The 17258-nt window shown below is 41.3% G+C and carries 13 protein-coding genes and 1 tRNA gene; 8 read left to right on the top strand and 6 right to left on the bottom strand.

What is annotated here, in order from left to right:
• The 3 genes from V7K36_RS30150 to V7K36_RS30140 form a co-directional block, all read left to right on the top strand.
• Positions 1–1147, top strand: a 1147-nt coding sequence (locus tag V7K36_RS30150) for a restriction endonuclease subunit S (RefSeq protein WP_335121312.1), incomplete at its 5' end; no start/stop codon positions are given.
• Positions 1148–1178: 31 nt separating this feature from the next.
• A complete protein-coding gene (locus tag V7K36_RS30145) occupies positions 1179–1406 on the top strand; it encodes a DUF6883 domain-containing protein (protein ID WP_335121311.1) in 228 nt (75 codons plus the stop codon).
• 720 nt (positions 1407–2126) lie between these two features.
• Positions 2127–5297, top strand: a complete 3171-nt coding sequence (locus tag V7K36_RS30140; protein WP_335121310.1) for a type I restriction endonuclease subunit R — start codon at positions 2127–2129, stop codon at positions 5295–5297.
• A gap of 357 nt (positions 5298–5654) precedes the next feature.
• Here V7K36_RS30140 and V7K36_RS30135 read toward each other — a convergent pair.
• The 3 genes from V7K36_RS30135 to thrC (V7K36_RS30125) form a co-directional block, all read right to left on the bottom strand.
• Positions 5655–5725 (bottom strand) — tRNA-Cys (locus V7K36_RS30135).
• Positions 5726–5957: 232 nt separating this feature from the next.
• Positions 5958–6548, bottom strand: a complete 591-nt coding sequence (locus V7K36_RS30130) for a chromophore lyase CpcT/CpeT (protein WP_334824247.1) — start codon at positions 6546–6548, stop codon at positions 5958–5960.
• Positions 6549–6662: 114 nt separating this feature from the next.
• Positions 6663–7754 (bottom strand): threonine synthase, encoded by a 1092-nt coding sequence (gene thrC, locus V7K36_RS30125; RefSeq protein ID WP_335121309.1) that lies wholly within the window; start codon positions 7752–7754, stop codon positions 6663–6665.
• Between the two features lie 543 nt (positions 7755–8297).
• On the opposite strand from thrC (V7K36_RS30125), the gene V7K36_RS30120 reads away from it, so the two are divergent.
• Positions 8298–8495: a hypothetical protein gene (locus V7K36_RS30120; protein ID WP_335121308.1), complete on the top strand. Its 198-nt coding sequence runs from the start codon at positions 8298–8300 to the stop codon at positions 8493–8495.
• A 198-nt stretch (positions 8496–8693) separates the two neighbouring features.
• Here V7K36_RS30120 and V7K36_RS30115 read toward each other — a convergent pair whose 3' ends face one another.
• Complete coding sequence (locus V7K36_RS30115) at positions 8694–11051, bottom strand: hypothetical protein (RefSeq protein ID WP_335121307.1); 2358 nt, start codon at positions 11049–11051, stop codon at positions 8694–8696.
• A 328-nt stretch (positions 11052–11379) separates the two neighbouring features.
• Here V7K36_RS30115 and V7K36_RS30110 point away from each other — a divergent pair, with 328 nt between their 5' ends.
• Both V7K36_RS30110 and V7K36_RS30105 read left to right on the top strand, forming a co-directional pair.
• Positions 11380–13044 (top strand): iron uptake porin, encoded by a 1665-nt coding sequence (locus V7K36_RS30110; RefSeq protein ID WP_335121314.1) that lies wholly within the window; start codon positions 11380–11382, stop codon positions 13042–13044.
• Positions 13045–13310: 266 nt separating this feature from the next.
• The gene (locus V7K36_RS30105) at positions 13311–13664 is read left to right on the top strand and encodes a hypothetical protein (RefSeq protein ID WP_335121313.1); all 354 of its coding nucleotides are present in this window, start codon (positions 13311–13313) and stop codon (positions 13662–13664) included.
• 359 nt (positions 13665–14023) lie between these two features.
• Here V7K36_RS30105 and V7K36_RS30100 read toward each other — a convergent pair whose 3' ends face one another.
• Together V7K36_RS30100 and thrC (V7K36_RS30095) are read right to left on the bottom strand one after the other, a co-directional pair.
• Positions 14024–14299 carry a ubiquitin-like small modifier protein 1 gene (locus tag V7K36_RS30100; RefSeq protein ID WP_335121306.1) on the bottom strand — a complete coding sequence of 92 codons (276 nt, stop codon included), beginning with the start codon at positions 14297–14299 and terminating at the stop codon, positions 14024–14026.
• Between the two features lie 90 nt (positions 14300–14389).
• Positions 14390–15694 carry a threonine synthase gene (thrC, locus tag V7K36_RS30095; protein ID WP_335121305.1) on the bottom strand — a complete coding sequence of 435 codons (1305 nt, stop codon included), beginning with the start codon at positions 15692–15694 and terminating at the stop codon, positions 14390–14392.
• A 573-nt stretch (positions 15695–16267) separates the two neighbouring features.
• On the opposite strand from thrC (V7K36_RS30095), the gene V7K36_RS30090 reads away from it, so the two are divergent.
• Together V7K36_RS30090 and V7K36_RS30085 are read left to right on the top strand one after the other, a co-directional pair.
• On the top strand, positions 16268–16426 hold the full coding sequence (locus tag V7K36_RS30090; RefSeq protein ID WP_335121304.1) for a hypothetical protein: 159 nt from the start codon (positions 16268–16270) through the stop codon (positions 16424–16426).
• 18 nt (positions 16427–16444) lie between these two features.
• A complete protein-coding gene (locus tag V7K36_RS30085) occupies positions 16445–17233 on the top strand; it encodes an SDR family oxidoreductase (RefSeq protein ID WP_335121303.1) in 789 nt (262 codons plus the stop codon).
• Positions 17234–17258 lie beyond the last annotated feature (25 nt).

The following is a 17258-nucleotide window of genomic DNA, read 5'->3' as shown; positions in this document are numbered from 1 at the left end:
ATCGAATATGCTGCCATCTCTAAATAATCTGTTTTTTTACATCTTTCAAGTTTACAATCTTTGTGGCTGGTTTGATATCAAATTGCTGTTAATTGTTGTTCGTGGCATGATTCTGGCACAACATTTTCCTGTTACGATAACCAAACGTACAGTAGCATTTAATCAAGATTTAAAAGCTTTGGAATGTTCTCCTGAAGTTGAGCCACAGTTTCTATTCCACTGGCTAAGAGGTAAATCATACGAAATTCTCGGTCTAGCTGATGAAGCTGCTCATGGGACTAAAAGATTACAGACAGATAGACTAAAGAATTTACCATTGCATTTACCCCCTCTTCCCACGCAGAAGAAAATCGCCGCTATACTCTCAGGGTATGATGACCTAATAGAAAACAACACAAGACGCATCAAAATATTAGAAGAAATGGCACAAACCCTCTACGATGAGTGGTTTGTCAAATTCCGCTTCCCTGGTTGCGAACAGGTGCAGATGGTTGAAAGTGAGTTAGGGGCGATTCCAGAGAGGTGGGAAATCAAGCAATTATCCGATGTTTGTGTAAGAATTACGGACGGTTCTCATTGGAGTCCGAAATCAACTGATGACGGCTATCCTATGGCATCTGTGAAAGATATGCATACTTGGGGATTCAATCTTAAAACATGTCGCAAAATTTCTCAACAAGACTACCAGAAATTAGTAAAAAATGACTGCAAGCCTCTAAAAAATGATGTCCTTATTGCAAAAGATGGTAGCTATCTAAAACATATTTTTGTTACAGAAGAAGAGCAAGAAATGGTAATTCTATCTTCAATAGCTCTTCTGCGACCGGCTGATAATATTTTACCTTATATTTTATCTTCTTACCTGCTTCAGCCCTCCATAAAAACTAGAATGTCAGGTTATGTTTCAGGGGTAGCAATCCCAAGAATTATTTTGAAAGATTTTAGAAACTTCTCAATCCTTGTACCTCCAATTGTCTTACAAAAGAAATATTACGAACTTACTGAGTCAATGATTACTAACTGTCATCAGTTAATCAAAAAAAATCACAACCTCCGCCAAACCCGTGACTTACTCCTCCCCAAACTCATCTCAGGAGAAATCGACGTAGAACGCCTAGACATCACCACAGAGGAGATAGCTGCTTAAACAATTAAAAATTACCACATCAAAACTAATTGTGAAAATCCCCGATAATATCATCATTCCCGAAGAAAAAGTTACCCGCTATCTTCTAGTTCCCCGCATCAAAGATGATAAATCAAAATTTTTAGCCCAAGCAGGATTTACACAAAATAACCCAGAAGATTTATTGACAGCCATTCGACAACTTGCCATCACCAACGAAGTTGTAGAAGATAATACTAATGAATATGGAACTTTTTACACCATTGCTGGATACCTCTAAGGAGTAAATGGTCAAAATTTAGCAGTTATTACAGTTTGACTAGAATCAAAACATGACGGAAGCTTTCGTTTTATTACCTTACGCCGTGTGCAACTCTCTCTCAGACCTAACCCCCAACCCCTTCCCTACAAGGGAAGGGGAGCAAGAATCAAAGCCTCTCTCCCTGTGCGCTACAGTATACACACAAGTCGGATTTACCCCCCTTAATCCCCCCTTGGAAAGGTGGGAAACAGGAAATCCAGTTCCCTCCCCTTTCCAAGGGGAGGGTTAGGGTGGGGTAAAACCTTGGTTAATCAACTATTTCAGACTTATATGTACACCGTAGCCCTGTGGGGGAGAGGTTTGGAGAGGGGTTTTAAGGATAAGTTGCACATCGCGTTACCTTGAAACCAAAGAAGGACTAACCAACTTGCAATCTGCTGTAAAAGTCGTGTTGAGGTACTTCAACATCGTATTTAGGTACTTGGAAGTCGTGTTGGAGTACTTGGAAGTCGTATTTAGGTACTTAAAAGTCGTATTGGAGTACTTAAAAGTCGTGTTGGAGTACTTAAAAGTCGTGTTGGAGTACTTAAAAGTCGTGTTGAGGTACTTCAAACTTTGTCGCACCGCAAGCTGTGTAGATTGGGTTCAGCCTTTGCAACGTGCTTGAGAAAATCACCCCCTCAATCCCCAACACCGAATTTTTGAGTTAAAAATGGAGTAAATCTATACTCCATACCTATGCATCCACCTCACCCAGACTCAGAAGCAGCGTTAGAAAATGCCACTATTGACCTATTCTCTCAACTGCAATGGCAAACAGCCAACTGTTTCCATGAAACCTTTGGTACAAACAGCACACTGGGAAGAGAGACAAAGGGTGAGGTAGTTTTAATTCCCAAACTCCAGTCAGCTTTACAAAACTTAAACCCTGACTTACCCACAGAAACTATCCAACTTGCCATTGAAGAATTAACTCGTGATAGAAACACATTGAGTTTAGCCAATGCGAATGCAGAAATTTATCAACTCCTCAAAGATGGGGTAAAAGTCAGTTTTAAAAATAATGAGGGTGAAGACGAAGCAGAAACAGTCAAAGTCATTGACTGGAATCACCCAGAAAATAATAATTTTTTTCTCGCTTCCCAATTCTGGGTTACAGGAGAGATTTACACCAGAAGAACAGATTTAATCGGGTTTGTGAATGGTTTACCCTTAATATTCATTGAATTAAAAGCACATCACCAACGCTTAGAACTTGCCTATAAAAATAATCTCGCAGATTACAAACAAACTATCCCCCAACTCTTTTGGTACAACGCATTTATCATCCTCTCCAATGGTACAAAAAGTCGCATTAGTAGCTTAACTGCCAAATGGGAACATTTCGCTGAGTGGAAGAAGATAAATTCTGAAGGGGAAGAAGGGATAATTTCTCTAGACACCATTATTAGAGGAACTTGTGAACCTACCAAATTACTGGATTTAGTTGAAAATTTTATCTTCTTTTATTCTGCCAAAGGCAGTTTAGTTAAAATCGTTGCCAAAAATCACCAATATTTAGGAGTTAACCAAGCAGTTACCGCAGTAACAGAAATTAAATCCAACCAAGGCAGATTAGGAGTATTTTGGCATACCCAAGGTAGCGGGAAAAGTTATTCAATGGTCTTCTTCTCCCAAAAAGTGGTGCGAAAACTCTATGGGAACTGGACTTTTGTAATTATCACCGACAGAGAAGATTTAGACGAACAAATCTATAAAAACTTTGCCTACGCTGGTGCTGTGACAGAAATCGAAAAAAATGTCCGCGCTAAAAGTGGAGAACACCTCAAACAACTCTTGCACGAAGATCATCGCTACATTTTCACGATGATTCAAAAATTCCGCACCGAAAAAGGCGGAACCTACCCTCAACTTTCCGATAGGTCAGATATTATCGTCATTGCTGATGAAGCACACCGCAGTCAGTATGACACATTTGCTCTCAACATGAGAAATGCCTTACCCAATGCAGCATTCATTGGTTTCACTGGTACACCCCTAATGCTAGGAGAACAAGAAACCAAAAAAACCTTTGGTGATTACATCAGTATTTATAACTTCCGCGAATCAATAGAAGATAGCGCCACAGTTCCCCTCTACTACGAAAACAGAATTCCCGAATTGCAACTCGCCAATGATGCACTCAATGAAGATATGGCAGAAATCATTGAATCTGCAACACTGGATGAGGAGGAAGAGAAGAAATTAGAAAGACAATGTGCCAGAGAATATCAATTAATTACCAGAGATGACCGATTAGAGAAAATTGCTCAAGATATTGTCACCCACTTGTTGGGTAGAGGTTATCAAGGTAAAGCAATGATTGTCAGCATTGACAGATTTACTGCTGTCAAAATGTACAACAAAGTCCAGCACCACTGGCAAGAACACCTCCAGCAGTTTAGAAATGAACTTGCTCAGTTTAATTTAAGCGAATTTGAACAAAAAAAATTATCAGTCACTATTAAATATATGGAAGAAACAGATATGGCAGTAGTCATATCTCAATCTCAAAATGAAGTAGAAGTATTTCAGCAAAAACAATTAGACATCACTCCTCACCGCCAAAGGTTAGTGAGTGAATCTCCCCCACTCGATGAAAAATTTAAAGATCCATCTCATCCCCTACGCATCATCTTTGTCTGCGCTATGTGGATGACTGGATTTGATGTCCCCAGTTGTTCCACCATTTACCTAGACAAACCGATGAAGAACCATAGTCTCATGCAAACGATTGCCAGAGCAAATCGTGTCTTCCCAGGTAAAATAAATGGACTGATAGTTGATTATATTGGTGTCTTCCGAGATTTACAGAAAGCACTAGCTATTTATGGTTCTGCATCTGGTGGTAGTATTCAAGAAGGGGATACCCCAGTTAAAGCTAAAACAGCTTTAGTGGCACAATTGAGAGAAGCGATCGCCCAAACCACAACATTCTGTACGCAAAAAGGCATTGATTTTGGTGTACTGGAGTCAGCACAAGGTTTTGCACGCACCAAATTTTGGGCAGATGCAGTAGAATCCATCATTATTAATGATGATGCCAAAAAAACTTATCTTTCTCTAACAGGTAACGTTAACAAACTTTACAAAGCCATCCTTCCAGATGCTGGTGCTAATGAGTTTACTCTTATCAATGCTCATTTGCAGGCAATCAAAGACCAAATTCTGGCAGAAGTACCAGAAGTTGATGTGTCCGAAGTGATGTCCGAAGTGGAAGAACTGTTGGATTTGTCCATCACTGCTGGGGAGTTTGTGATTCAGGAATCTCACACTCAACGCATCGACTTAAGCCAAATCGACTTTGCAGCGTTAAAAAATAAATTTGCTAATACTGACTACCAGAGAACGGAGACAGAAAAACTCAAAACTGCGATCGCGCAAAAACTCCAGCAGATGCTGAAGTTAAATAAAACTCGCATGGGCTACCTGGAGAAATTCCAGCAGATGATAGCAGAATACAATGCTGACTCACGCAACGTGCAAATATTCTTCAATGATTTGATTAACTTTGCTCAGGAATTGGGTGTTGAAGATAAAAGAGCGATCGCACAAAATCTCACTGAAGAAGAACTAGCAATTTTTGACTTCTTGACTAAACCAGAAATTAAACTGACTAAGCAAGAGGAACAGGAAGTCAAACAAGTTGCCAAAGAATTATTGAAAACTCTTAAAAAAGAGAAATTAGTTTTGGATTGGAAGAAGAGACAGCAAACCAGAGCATCGGTGGAAGTGGCAATTAAGGATAATTTGGATAAGTTACCCCAGAGTTATTCTGCTGAAGTGTATGAACAGAAATGTCAGGAAGTTTATCAACATGTTTATGAGAATTATTCTGGACAAGGGAGTGTTTATGATGCTGGTGGATAAATTCTACTAGTACAAAATCTGCTTTTATCAGACGACCTAAGCCTTAGAGGTTGTTTGAAAAGTCGTAAAGTATACTAGAAACCCCGCTTCCATTCCTCTCCCCGAAACGGAGAGAGGCTTTGAAACCCCCATTCCCTTGTAGGGAAGGGGGTAGGGGGGTTAGGTTTCTGAGGCTTTGATGTTAATAAAAATACTTTTCAAACATCCTCTTACATATTTACCCCAGTTTTACCCCAGTTGTTTCCCCAAACTACCCAAAATTACAAAGAAGGCAGGAGTTAGGAGGCTCTGGAAACAATCCCTATAACTCGCATTAAAAAAGGGCTTAGAAGCCCTGTAATGCTTATATTTATTTTAAGGCGGCACCCGGATTTGAACCGGGGGTGGAGGTTTTGCAGACCTCTGCCTTACCACTTGGCTATACCGCCACAGCCCAATTCTTTGAACTACTTTAATGTTTTTAAGGTATCTTAGTAGCCATAGGGCGCTAGTTAACCCATAATAGCATAGGATTCTGAGGTGGAGATAGTGGGTTAAGTGGATGTTTTTGGTAGTCTTTAGGCGATCGCTAGGGAGTCCTAATAACAGGTTGACCATAGCACAAACAACCCTTAGCAGATTAAGGAGAATTATGAGTTTTAATTCCTCACTCCTGACTTGTTACACCTTCACTTCATCGGCAAAATTGCCCCAACGGACAAAGTGAAAGGGACCGGCGATAGAACCCCACAGACGTTCATCAGTGTCTAAATCCCTTCCCCGGTCGAGGCTGAAAAATTCTTTAGCATCAATCTCAAATTCGTTATCTAGATAAGTATTTTTGCCGTCACGAACCACAATGCAGCCTTTACCAGGTTCAACCCTGCCTTTGAAGCTATTACCTGTCCACTCTACAACCATGTTGCAACCTGACATTTTCTCCAATTGGTCAACAGATAAAACTTTTAAACGTTCGGGGTCACGAGATGCGCCATAAAATTTTTGTTCTTCTTTAACCGTGTAGTGTTCAATAACAATGTGGTTTTCTGCCGGAATCAACTTCATTACCCGCATCCGGTAGGGTTGATTGAGCATAAAATCATAAGCTTGTTCGAGAAATAAACTTACCCCTGAGAATAATTCCAAAGGAAGGGGACGGATACACACGCGAATATGAGCATAAAAAGGCGGATTTTCAAAAGCTTGTTCTTGATTGCTAAAGTCAGCTGCCATCCACCGGGCTAAGGTGGCAATATCAGTAGAATGAGTCACGTCGCTTTGCTCCGAATTCAAAATTCACGCATTCAAAATTAAGAATCTCAATAAATAAATTTAGTCGCTCTGTATGCTTTTCGGTTTCGGCCATTACAAGATGATCAACCAGTTTTAAAATCCCATTGCCCCGGCTACTGCGCCCAATTCTGCTGCAATACCCTGTTTAAATAGACTGTGATTGTGTTTAATGGCTGTATCTGGGTCTTTTAGACCATTGCCTGTAAGGACACAAACCACTGTTGCCCCTGTAGGAATCTGGTCTTTCACCTGCAACAACCCGGCTACAGAAGCGGCACTAGCCGGTTCGCAGAAGATACCTTCTGATGCTGCCAAAAGTCGATAAGCGTCGAGAATTTCGGCATCGGTAACAGCGTGGAAATTACCTTGACTTGCGGTTTGCGCTGCAACAGCTAATTCCCAACTAGCAGGGTTGCCAATACGAATTGCTGTCGCCAAGGTTTCGGGATGCGCTACTCGCTGACCGTGTACTAAGGGGGCTGCACCTGCGGCTTGAAATCCCATCATTCGGGGTAAGCGATCGCACTTTTTGGCTTGATGATATTGACAAAACCCCATCCAATATGCTGTAATATTTCCCGCATTGCCCACGGGGATACACAGCCAGTCTGGCGCATCACCCAGCACATCAACAATTTCAAAGGCTGCTGTTTTCTGCCCTTGTAGGCGGTAGGGATTGACCGAATTCACCAAAGTAATCGGATAGCTTTCGGCCATCTCGCGGACAATTTCTAGCGCTTGGTCAAAATTACCTTTAATTGCCAATACTTCTGCACCGTAGAGTAATGCTTGGGCTAACTTGCCCAGCGCCACATAACCTTCGGGAATCAGTACAAAGGCATTCATTCCCCCACGCCTTGCATAAGCGGCGGCGGAGGCTGAGGTGTTGCCCGTACTGGCACAAATTACTGCTTTTGCTCCTGCTTCCTTGGCCTTGGAAATTGCCATAGTCATCCCCCGGTCTTTGAAGCTGCCGGTGGGATTCAGACCGTCGTATTTTACAAAAACCCGCACTTGTCTGCCAATGCGTTCGGCGATCGCTGGCACTGGTATTAGAGGTGTGTTACCCTCCAACAGAGTCACAATCGGTGTTTTTTCGCTTACAGGCAAGTATTCGCGATAGGCTTCTATCAGTCCGGGCCAGGGTTGGCGATGAGATTTAGCAGTAGACAGGCTCAAAGTCACGGGATTTAAAATTTCTTAATGTAAGGATCGGATATTTAGAAAGGGTGGGATAAGGAAGCGCCGAATGGGGAAGAGTCAGAAAGTAAATTTCTCTTTGCCAGTTCCCAGTTAAGAGTCCCTTAATTCCAAACGTATATTATTAAGAATATTATTTTTTGTGGTACAGGCGTTACACTTGCTATTTTTATTTTATTTCAAACGTCAGTTTATCATCAACCGCCACGGCACTCTTTGGTTTAACGAAATATAGTCTATATCTGATTTATTGCGTAAATTACCCATAAACAGTGATAACAATTCATACAACCAGAATTGACAAGCTACCAATTCAGTATTGCTAAGTACCGTCGAGTAGAAAGAAGCTTTGCACACTTGGGGCGATGTATTCTCTGGAACACAGTCATTATGATCACCGTCTCTGATGATAAAACCTGAAATCCATTAGAGTAATTGATTTAAAATCTCAAATATTATCATAAAGCTTAAAAGAGCATTATTATAATATTTCTAATGGTGTGAGTTAAGTTGTGGATTTAATTAGCGATGTCTACTTGTTTATCTAGTGTTTCCGATCGCGACTCCCAGACCAACTGGGTCAGTAAGTTAACCAAGTCTTATTATCAAGACGACCAGCAAGCTAAACTCATGCATTTACAAGCAGAGGTAGACTCCCTGTTGCAGCAGTTGGAAAACCTGAAGCACCAACGTCTAGCCAACGCTAACCAAGGGACTTCCAAGTAAAAAAATATCCCATCGCTTTTATGGCAGGGGAGCAGGGGGCAGGGAGCAGGGGGAGGGAAAGTTATTTTGATTCCAGAAATTGGATAATTTATTTTTTGGAGTTACCCAAAAATAATAAGTCAGTCTTGTAGATAGCGATCGCTTTTCCCCTCTCTAATCTAAATTTTAGTCAGGGGCTAAATTTTGCTCAGGGGACTGCTATTCAAAACGCTGATTTTTCTGGAACCAGCGCCTCAAACTATAGTTATGAGCATTTTCTACCAGTAAAGCTAAAGATTGCACCCCTGAAAGTTTGGCGATCGCAGAGAGTCTTTGTAAGTAATTTCCTGTAAAATCAGTGTAAATTACTTTATTACTATCAGACAAAATTATCGTCCGTTCACGGCGTTGCTCTGTGTTTTCCGCCGGAATCCCAGGTGTAGACTGATTCAATGATGCTATTTCTGCTACTGAGATAGTCAATATTATTTCTGGTTGAGTGTTATTTGTTAAATCAATCACTTGAACCGGCCAATCACCCAACTTTTCCTGCATCTGCTCAAAGCTAGGAATAGCACCAGCCGGAACTTCACCAGATTGCTGTAAAGATTGCCACAGACTCGATAAAATTACCTTCACCCCTTGGGGATTTTGTTGATACTCTTCTTGTAGGGTGATTGGAGATGGTTGCACCCATTCCAGCGCTGCATTTGTCAAGGCTAAAGGTTTGGGTTGGAGAACATCGTTTAGATTCCCTGGAGTTTTTGGGCCAGCAACTAATAGGCGCAGAACTTTACCCCGTAGTTGCACCGCTTTGATAGCGGCTAGAGTAATTTGTTGTTCTCCATTTGGCAACCAGACCACAATTTGGATTTCCGGGTCAGAAGTGATTCCCAAAGTTTTCCAGAAAAATTTGGCGGTGTCAGTTTTGGGTAGGTTGAAATTCTCAAAGGGGGAATTTAGCCAGCGTTTCCCATCATTAAAAGCACTCACCTCCACCTGATACCAAACTTGGTTAGCTGTCAGTTTCAAATCTACTGGGGAATTTGGTTGCAGCCAGTCGGTATTGGTGACTTGAGTCATTGGCTGCACTGTACCAACAATTTGACTAGGGTGAGTAGAGGATATTTGCGATGTATTCTCACCATTAAGTCTTGCTAACAGACCTTGAATATAGGCAAGATGATCTTTTGTAATTTCTGGTTGCGCCTTTAACCAGGAATTAGCATTTGCTTCTCCTCGCTGAACTGCTAAAATCAAAGCGAACCAAGCTTGCACGTCTAGTCTATTTGGGTTCACCCGCAACGCGGCGGCTGTGCGATTCCACAACCGTTTTTCATCAGCTTTGAGTAGGGTAGCAATTTCTTGGGCATTATGTGGCGACGCTTCAAACACCTGTAAAGCTTTACCCCAGCGACCATCAATCAAATCTGCCAGCACTTCTTGACTAGGACTTGTCCAAATTTTCTGGGCTTGGGTTTTAGTAAGTTGGGAATGCAAGCGAATCAAATCCATTTGCGCTTGCGCCGCCTCTGGCAAAACTCCTTTGCGCTGTTTCTTGATGAATTTCAACCATTCAAAAGCTGGTGTCCACAGTCCACTACGGGCAATTAACAGGGCGTTTTGGTATGCAGAATCCTTGAGGGCTAGTGAGTTGAGGGTAATAGCCTCCAATTGAATTGGTTTGAGAAATAACTTCAGAGGCTTGACTTGGTAAACCTGTAAGTGCGGTTCTAAACCTATAGTTTGATCAACAACTAACTCTTTTGTACCATCACCAGTTACCTGCTGCCATTTGGGCAATTGTCCGTTAGGACTAGTCCAAGACAACATTTGTAATAAATTCGTGCGTTCTGGATTGTAGTATACGACGTAACCGTAAGCAAACGCACCAGTTCCTAGTTGGCGTTGACCCCGCAAATTAAACCAAACTCCTGGTAATGGAGTCCCGCCTTCAAAGCGTTGCACTTCAGTTAAAGGTAGGGGAATGCTGATATCCTGGGGTTCTGATATCCCATCAAGCAAGGGAGAAATCACAAAGGATTCATCTGGCCCCGTTACAGGTAATTGAGTCGCTAGATAGTAATAATTTTCTGACTGAGATTTAAACTCTAACTCTTCTGAGCGTTCGTAAACCCTCAGTTCCACAAGTTCTTCACAATTAGATTGACAATTAGCACGCTGTTGAAAAACTGGTAGTAAAAATGAGTTTTCCGCATTTTGATATAAAGGTAGAGTTTCCCCAAATATTTGGTTTTTTTTACTCAAATCGAGTTGAATTTCTTTGAGAGTTTGGGGGCGTTCGTGCTTACCAAGGGGAATTTGTACCCATGCAGGTAAAATTTTATTTAGCCAGCTTACCTTATCTGGATTGAAGATGAAGAGAACGCTAATCCAGGCAAAAGCCATAATTAGACTAGCACTAGTCAAGAGAATTGCGATCGCTAGCATTGACGACAACCAACTTCCCCGTTTTAGCTTTTTCTGGGGTTTTTTAGCAACGCGTTTCATCACACCAGCATGAGGTTTATTTAGTTTAGAGGCTTTTGGCCTCAGCTTGCGTGAACGATTTGCCATATTAGTTTTCAATCAATCCAATAAGACTTATTAGGCATGGGGCAATTCAATTTTGGATTTTGGATTTGAAATTTTGGATTAAATTTCAATCTAAAATCTAAAATTCTTGCTCCCTCTGACTTTTAAAAGTCCCTAGTACCTAATACCCTGTTATACTCGCCCTTTCAGAAGTTGCCCAGAAGGATTAAGTTTAATTTTGGACAAAATCCGTAAATATCCCCATGTAAACGCTAACTGATCGCGAATACACTCTACTCACTTAAGTATGTGAGCAGAGTGTAAAAAGTTGAAAGGTAGACTTATTAGCCGCAGTCATCGCCAAACCTGGATGTTCGCATGGTTACTAATTGCGGGAGTAAATGGACTTGCACAAAAAGCACTGGCACAAGAATACACAGATACAGGAACTACTCAGGAGTCAGGAGTTAAGAGCGATAATATTATTCCCTCATCTCCCCTTTCCTCAGAAAATCCAATGGCGCAAGTTACATCAGTTTCTCAACTCAAGGACGTACAACCCAACGATTGGGCATTCCAAGCATTACAGTCTTTGGTAGAACGCTATGGTTGTATAGCCGGATATCCAGATAGCAGCTATCGCGGTAATCGCGCCTTAACTCGGTATGAATTTGCTGCGGGTGTGAATGCTTGTTTAGATAGAGTCAACGAATTAATCACTACAGCCACCAGCGATTTAGTCACCCGCGAAGATTTAGCAATATTACAAAAATTGCAGTCAGAATTTTCCCCGGAATTAGCAACTTTGCGGGGTCGTGTCGATAATTTAGAAGCCAGAACCACCGAAATTAAAGCTAACCAATTCTCAAGAACAACCAAACTCAATGGATTACTGATAGTTGGCATTCAAGGACGGACTAACAATCGTGGTGATGTTAATCCTAGAGATGGACAAAAAGATACAGATGATGCAGGGACAAACATTAATGTTATATCCCTAGCGCAACTATATTTAACTAGTCAAATCACCCCTCGTAGTTACTTGTTTACAGGTCTTTTAGATGGTAAAGGAAGAACTACGCCGAGATTTCCCAATAGTGTGTCCCGAAATGATGTTTTTCTTGGCTACGAATTTCCTACAGATAACTTGATTGTAAGTGACCTCAATTTTCATTGGCTGGTGACAGATAAATTAGCAATAATGGTGGGAACAGAAGGCGTAAGTATGCCAGCTGCTTTCCGAGGCCCTAATCGGGTAGAAAGTGCTGCAACAGGACCGTTGTCTTATTTTGCCCAAAGAAACCCAATTTTAAATATGGGATACGGTCACGGCGGTATAGCTATTGATTGGCAATTTGCTAAACGCGCTAGCTTGCAGGCAATTTATACTAGTTATCAACCAGGAAATCCCGGTAAAGGTAGCGGTTTATTTGATGGAACCACCACTACAGGCGTGCAATTGCTGCTAACACCAACCGATACCCTAGATTTAAGTTTGTATTATGTTAACAATTACTCCTCAAATGGTTGTTTACTGACCTTTGTTGGTGATGAATGCTTAACTACAGTTAATACTACTACTGGAAAATCAGCACCTCTGCAAACCAACGCCGTGGGTGCGACTCTAACTTGGCAAATTTCTCCGCGCATTAGCGCCGGTGCATGGGGTGGTTATACTAAATCTTACATTCCTGGGCAATCTGGAAATGTAGAGACGACGAATTATATGGTGTTTCTAAATTTCCCTGATTTATTTGCTAAAGGAAATTTGGCGGGCATTTATATCGGTCAACCTCCTAAAATCACCCATAGCGACTTACCAATAGGGAATAATGTCCCTGATTTTATTAATACCGGCTTAGGACGTGCAGGTGGACAACCAGGGACAACTACTCAAATTGAGGCATTTTATCGTTTCCAGCTAACAGATAACATTAGCATTACACCGGGAATAATTCATATCTTGGAGCCTGGTAACACACCAGATAGTGACTCAGTTACCATCGGCATTCTGCGGAGTACTTTTACTTTTTAATTCTGCTTGCAGATAAATATTATAGAACTTAAATAATTAGCAATAAAAAAGACGGGGGTTAGCCCGTCCTCTGTATAAAAAGTAAAAACATCTTGGTAATTTCTGCAATATATCAAAAGACTCTCATAACAATCTGCCAAATTGCCAAATGCTTACCAATCAAATAGTGAATAATTTTGGCACTTGCCAATTCCCAGCAAATACTGATTCTAATGGAATTTTTCTGGGTAATACTAGAGAAAAAATTACTGGCAACGAAGTTCATTATGAACCTAAGTATACTTGATGATAAATTGCAGATAGAATTTACGTTTAAAGAGCAGCTGCTAGCTGTTCGCTTGAATAAACTTTGGCAAATATCACTAGCCCATATTGAACAAGTTACGACAGCCGAACCCCAAAGTAATTGGCGAGAATTGCGTGCCCCTGGTAGCTTTGTTCCTGGGGTAATTAAGGCTGGGACTTATTACACTAAGCTAGGTAAAGAGTTTTGGTATGTGAATCGAGAGACAAATTATTTAACCATTAAATTGCGAGATGAATCCTACAAGCGGATTATCTTAACTATTAATAACAATGAATCTTGGCAACAAAGACTTGCTCTGATGATTGCTGCATAAGTAATTGACATCTCCTCCCTTAAATTAAAGGGTTTAAGACCCCAACCATAAAGGTAGCTCGGAGGCGGAGTGTCTCCGACTCCGCTCAGTTTCAGTCGGGGTTTAAATCCCCCGGAGTTGCTCCTTTTGGGGAGACCCCAAGACCGCACTCCTCTTCTCTGCGAGACGCTACGCGAACGTCTGAAAATGTCTAAAATGTTTTAATTTTGTTAGCGCAGCGTAAAGCCTTCTCTACGAGAGGCTGCGCCAACGGCATGGCAACTCTTAGAGATGTTTACGCGTAGCTTGCTTCTCCGTAGGAGTACGCTTAGAGCGAGTCCGTAAGCGTCATTTTGAATTTTGAATTGGTGTTCTCTGTATTAACCACCGGCGACAGCTGGCACAATACTTACTTCATCGCCATCTTTCAGAGGTGTATTAATACCATCTAAATGGCGGATATCTTCGCTATCGACGTAAAAATTTACAAACCGCCGTAGCTTGCCTTCTTCATCGCACAACCGGGATTTAATACCAGGAAAGCTTTTTTCTAAGGATTCCAACAATTCAGCAATGGTGCTACCGTTGGATTCTAGAATAGGTTGATTATTAGTAAAACTCTGAAGAGTCGTAGGAACTAAAACTTTTACAGCCATATAAGTAGAAATTTAGGAGGGAAAAGTGGGGATTTGCATTTGTCCTTTGTGATTTGTAAGAACAAAGGACAAATGACTGATGACAAATAACTAAACGAGGACTTGTTGCCATTCCAAGCGTTCGAGAGTACGCGATCGCTCTAAAGCGCGTTCAAAACTATCTAGTTTAGCATCAATTGTCAAAGGTTCACCAACGTAGCCTTGGATTGCTTCTTGGGTTTTCAGACCATTGCCAGTGATGTAAATCACGGTAGTTTCATCTGGATCAATTTTGCCAGCTTCTACCAATTTTTTCAGCACGGCAACGGTTGTACCACCAGCCGTTTCTGTGAAGATACCTTCAGTTTCTGCCAGCAGCTTAATGCCATCAATAATTTCTGGATCATTGACTGACTCAATGTTACCACCAGTCTTCTGGGCTAACTCTACAGCATAAATGCCGTCTGCTGGGTTGCCGATCGCCAGCGATTTTGCAATTGTATTCGGTTTGACTGGCTTAATAAAGTCGCGTCCTTCTTTGAAGGCTTGGGCGATGGGTGAACAACCTTCAGCTTGAGCGCCACTAAAACGAACACTCTTGCCTTCTACCAAACCAACTTCTACAAATTCTTGGAACCCTTTATAAATTTTGGTAAATAGTGAACCCGAAGCCAAAGGAGCAACGATATGGTCAGGTAGTTCCCAGCCTAGTTGTTCCGCAACTTCAAAGCCTAGCGTCTTAGAACCTTCAGAGTAATAAGGACGCAGATTAATATTGACAAAACCCCAGCCGTATGTATTAGCAACTTCCGAACAGAGACGATTTACTTGATCGTAGTTGCCCTTTACGGCCATCAGGGTGGGACTATAAATCAAGCTACCGATAATTTTACCGGCTTCTAAATCTGCGGGGATGAACACACAGCAGTCTAAACCAGCGTGAGCTGCGATCGCAGCTGTAGAATTTGCTAAGTTACCAGTGCTAGCGCAAGAAACAGTAGTGAAACCCAACTCCCGCGCTCTAGAGAGGGCAACTGACACTACCCGATCCTTAAAGCTAAGGGTGGGCATATTAACGGCATCATTTTTTATATAAAGCTTATTTAGACCTAGGCGACGGGCAAGACGGTGGGAACGAACCAAGGGAGTCATACCAGTTCCCACATCTATAACATTGTCAGTTGCGACAGGCAAAAAGGGACGGTAGCGCCAAATTGAATTGGGACCGGCTTGAATTGTTTCACGAGTGACAGTCAGACGTAGGGCGTTGTAGTCATACTTGACTTCTAACGGCCCAAAGCATAACTCACAAACATTAGTGGCTTTGAGTTCATATTCTGCACCACATTCCTTACATTTCAAGGCTTGAAAGTAGGCAGTGCTGGCTTTGGTTTGGGTTGTGATTGCCTGAGTCATAAACTAGCTTTAATAAGTTTGTCTGTCGCAGTTGCCTGAATAGTAACACGAGCAAAAATACCCGTCAAACATACCCGACAAAATTTGTCGGGTATGTTTAGTATTGAGAGGAATGATTATTGTAAAACTTTGATATCAGTAATACCTGTATCTAGTATTTACACCTGTATTTTCTCTGCTATAAAACAACCTGAGTTCGACGGCTGATGTAGTAACCGCCTAATTAGCGTAAATAAAGAAACCTCTAGAGAGGTTTTACTACGCAAAACCGTCCCTCTCGGAGTCGGAGAGGGACAAACCACGCTCAGTAGACTGCTGTGCCTTATACTCACGTAGTAGATTATGTTCATCTGATGACAGATGCCTGCCAATACTTCTCGGTTAGCGCAATTAGTCGTTGCAGATCCCCCCAACCCACGCCAGTCGCTCCACTTGGGGAGACCCCAAGTGGAGCGCTGGCTCCCCGATAAATTGGGGGGCTTCTAACCCTCTTTTACCCCCTTAAAAAGGGGGTCGCCGTAGGCGGGGGATCTGAATCTAGGACGACTCAACCCTTATCCGAGAAGTATTGAGATGCCTGCCACTATGCCGCAGTGGTCAATATCTTGTACTCTGATATCTAATGATCATGTCATGCTTCAAAAATACAATGTTTTGCGATCGCCACCGGAAAGGGCGGGTACGCCATCGCACCTGCGGAATGTGGGTATTATCGGACTAAATTCTGAATAAAAGTAAAACTATTTAATCATGAAGAAATTTACTGACAAAGTTGTTCTGATTACTGGAGGTAATTCTGGTATTGGCAAAGCTACAGCATTAGCTTTTGCTGAGGAAGGGGCAAAAGTAGTGATCGCCGGCAGGAGAATTAAAGAAGGTGAGCAGACAGTTCATTTAATTGAAAAAGCAGGTAGTCAAAGTATTTTTATCCCTACAGATATTACCCAAGAAACAGAAGTTAAAAATTTAATTAGCCAAACAGTTAAAACTTTTGGTCGTTTAGATTATGCTTTTAATAATGCTGGGACTCCGGGAATTCTAAAAGTAGATATAGATGATTCTGAAGAAAATTGGAATAAAGTTATTAATACTAATTTAAAAGGAGTTTGGCTATGTATGAAATATCAAATTCCTGAAATGCGTAAAAATGGTGGTGGTGCCATTGTGAATAATGCTTCTATTAGAGGATTAATTGCTGCTAATTTAACTAATTATCAAGAGAATGAAGCACAACATAATATTCATTTTTATTGTACTAGCAAACACGCAGTTATAGGACTTACTAAATCTTTAGCTGTACAATATGCTAAGGATGGTATTAGAATTAATGCTGTTTGCCCAGGAACTATTATAACTCCTATGGTAATGGAAGCTTTAAGTGAGGAAACAATAAAGAATTATGGCAATCAATATCCCATAAAACGATTAGGTACACCAGAAGAAATTGCTCAAGCAGTATTATGGTTATGTTCAGATTCAGCTAATTTTGTTATTGGACATTCATTAGTTTTAGATGGTGGTTTAACTATTCAAAATTAGTTCCTAAATTGTTTTTGACAAAATC

It is taken from the genome of Nostoc sp., assembly GCF_036919555.1.
Taxonomy (GTDB): Bacteria; Cyanobacteriota; Cyanobacteriia; order Cyanobacteriales; family Nostocaceae; genus Nostoc.
This window is presented reverse-complemented; position numbering and strand designations above follow the sequence as displayed.

Excerpts from the sequence above, each read along its gene's own strand:
- V7K36_RS30120 (WP_335121308.1), top strand. The coding sequence starts at position 8,298 with ATGTCTACTTGTTTATCTAGTGTTTCCGATCGCGACTCCCAGACCAAC.
- V7K36_RS30100 (WP_335121306.1), bottom strand. The coding sequence starts at position 14,299 with ATGGCTGTAAAAGTTTTAGTTCCTACGACTCTTCAGAGTTTTACTAAT.
- V7K36_RS30085 (WP_335121303.1), top strand. The coding sequence starts at position 16,445 with ATGAAGAAATTTACTGACAAAGTTGTTCTGATTACTGGAGGTAATTCT.
- V7K36_RS30140 (WP_335121310.1), top strand. The coding sequence starts at position 2,127 with ATGCATCCACCTCACCCAGACTCAGAAGCAGCGTTAGAAAATGCCACT.
- V7K36_RS30105 (WP_335121313.1), top strand. The coding sequence starts at position 13,311 with ATGAACCTAAGTATACTTGATGATAAATTGCAGATAGAATTTACGTTT.
- V7K36_RS30110 (WP_335121314.1), top strand. The coding sequence starts at position 11,380 with ATGTTCGCATGGTTACTAATTGCGGGAGTAAATGGACTTGCACAAAAA.
- V7K36_RS30090 (WP_335121304.1), top strand. The coding sequence starts at position 16,268 with ATGCCTGCCACTATGCCGCAGTGGTCAATATCTTGTACTCTGATATCT.
- thrC (WP_335121305.1), bottom strand. The coding sequence starts at position 15,694 with ATGACTCAGGCAATCACAACCCAAACCAAAGCCAGCACTGCCTACTTT.
- V7K36_RS30115 (WP_335121307.1), bottom strand. The coding sequence starts at position 11,051 with ATGGCAAATCGTTCACGCAAGCTGAGGCCAAAAGCCTCTAAACTAAAT.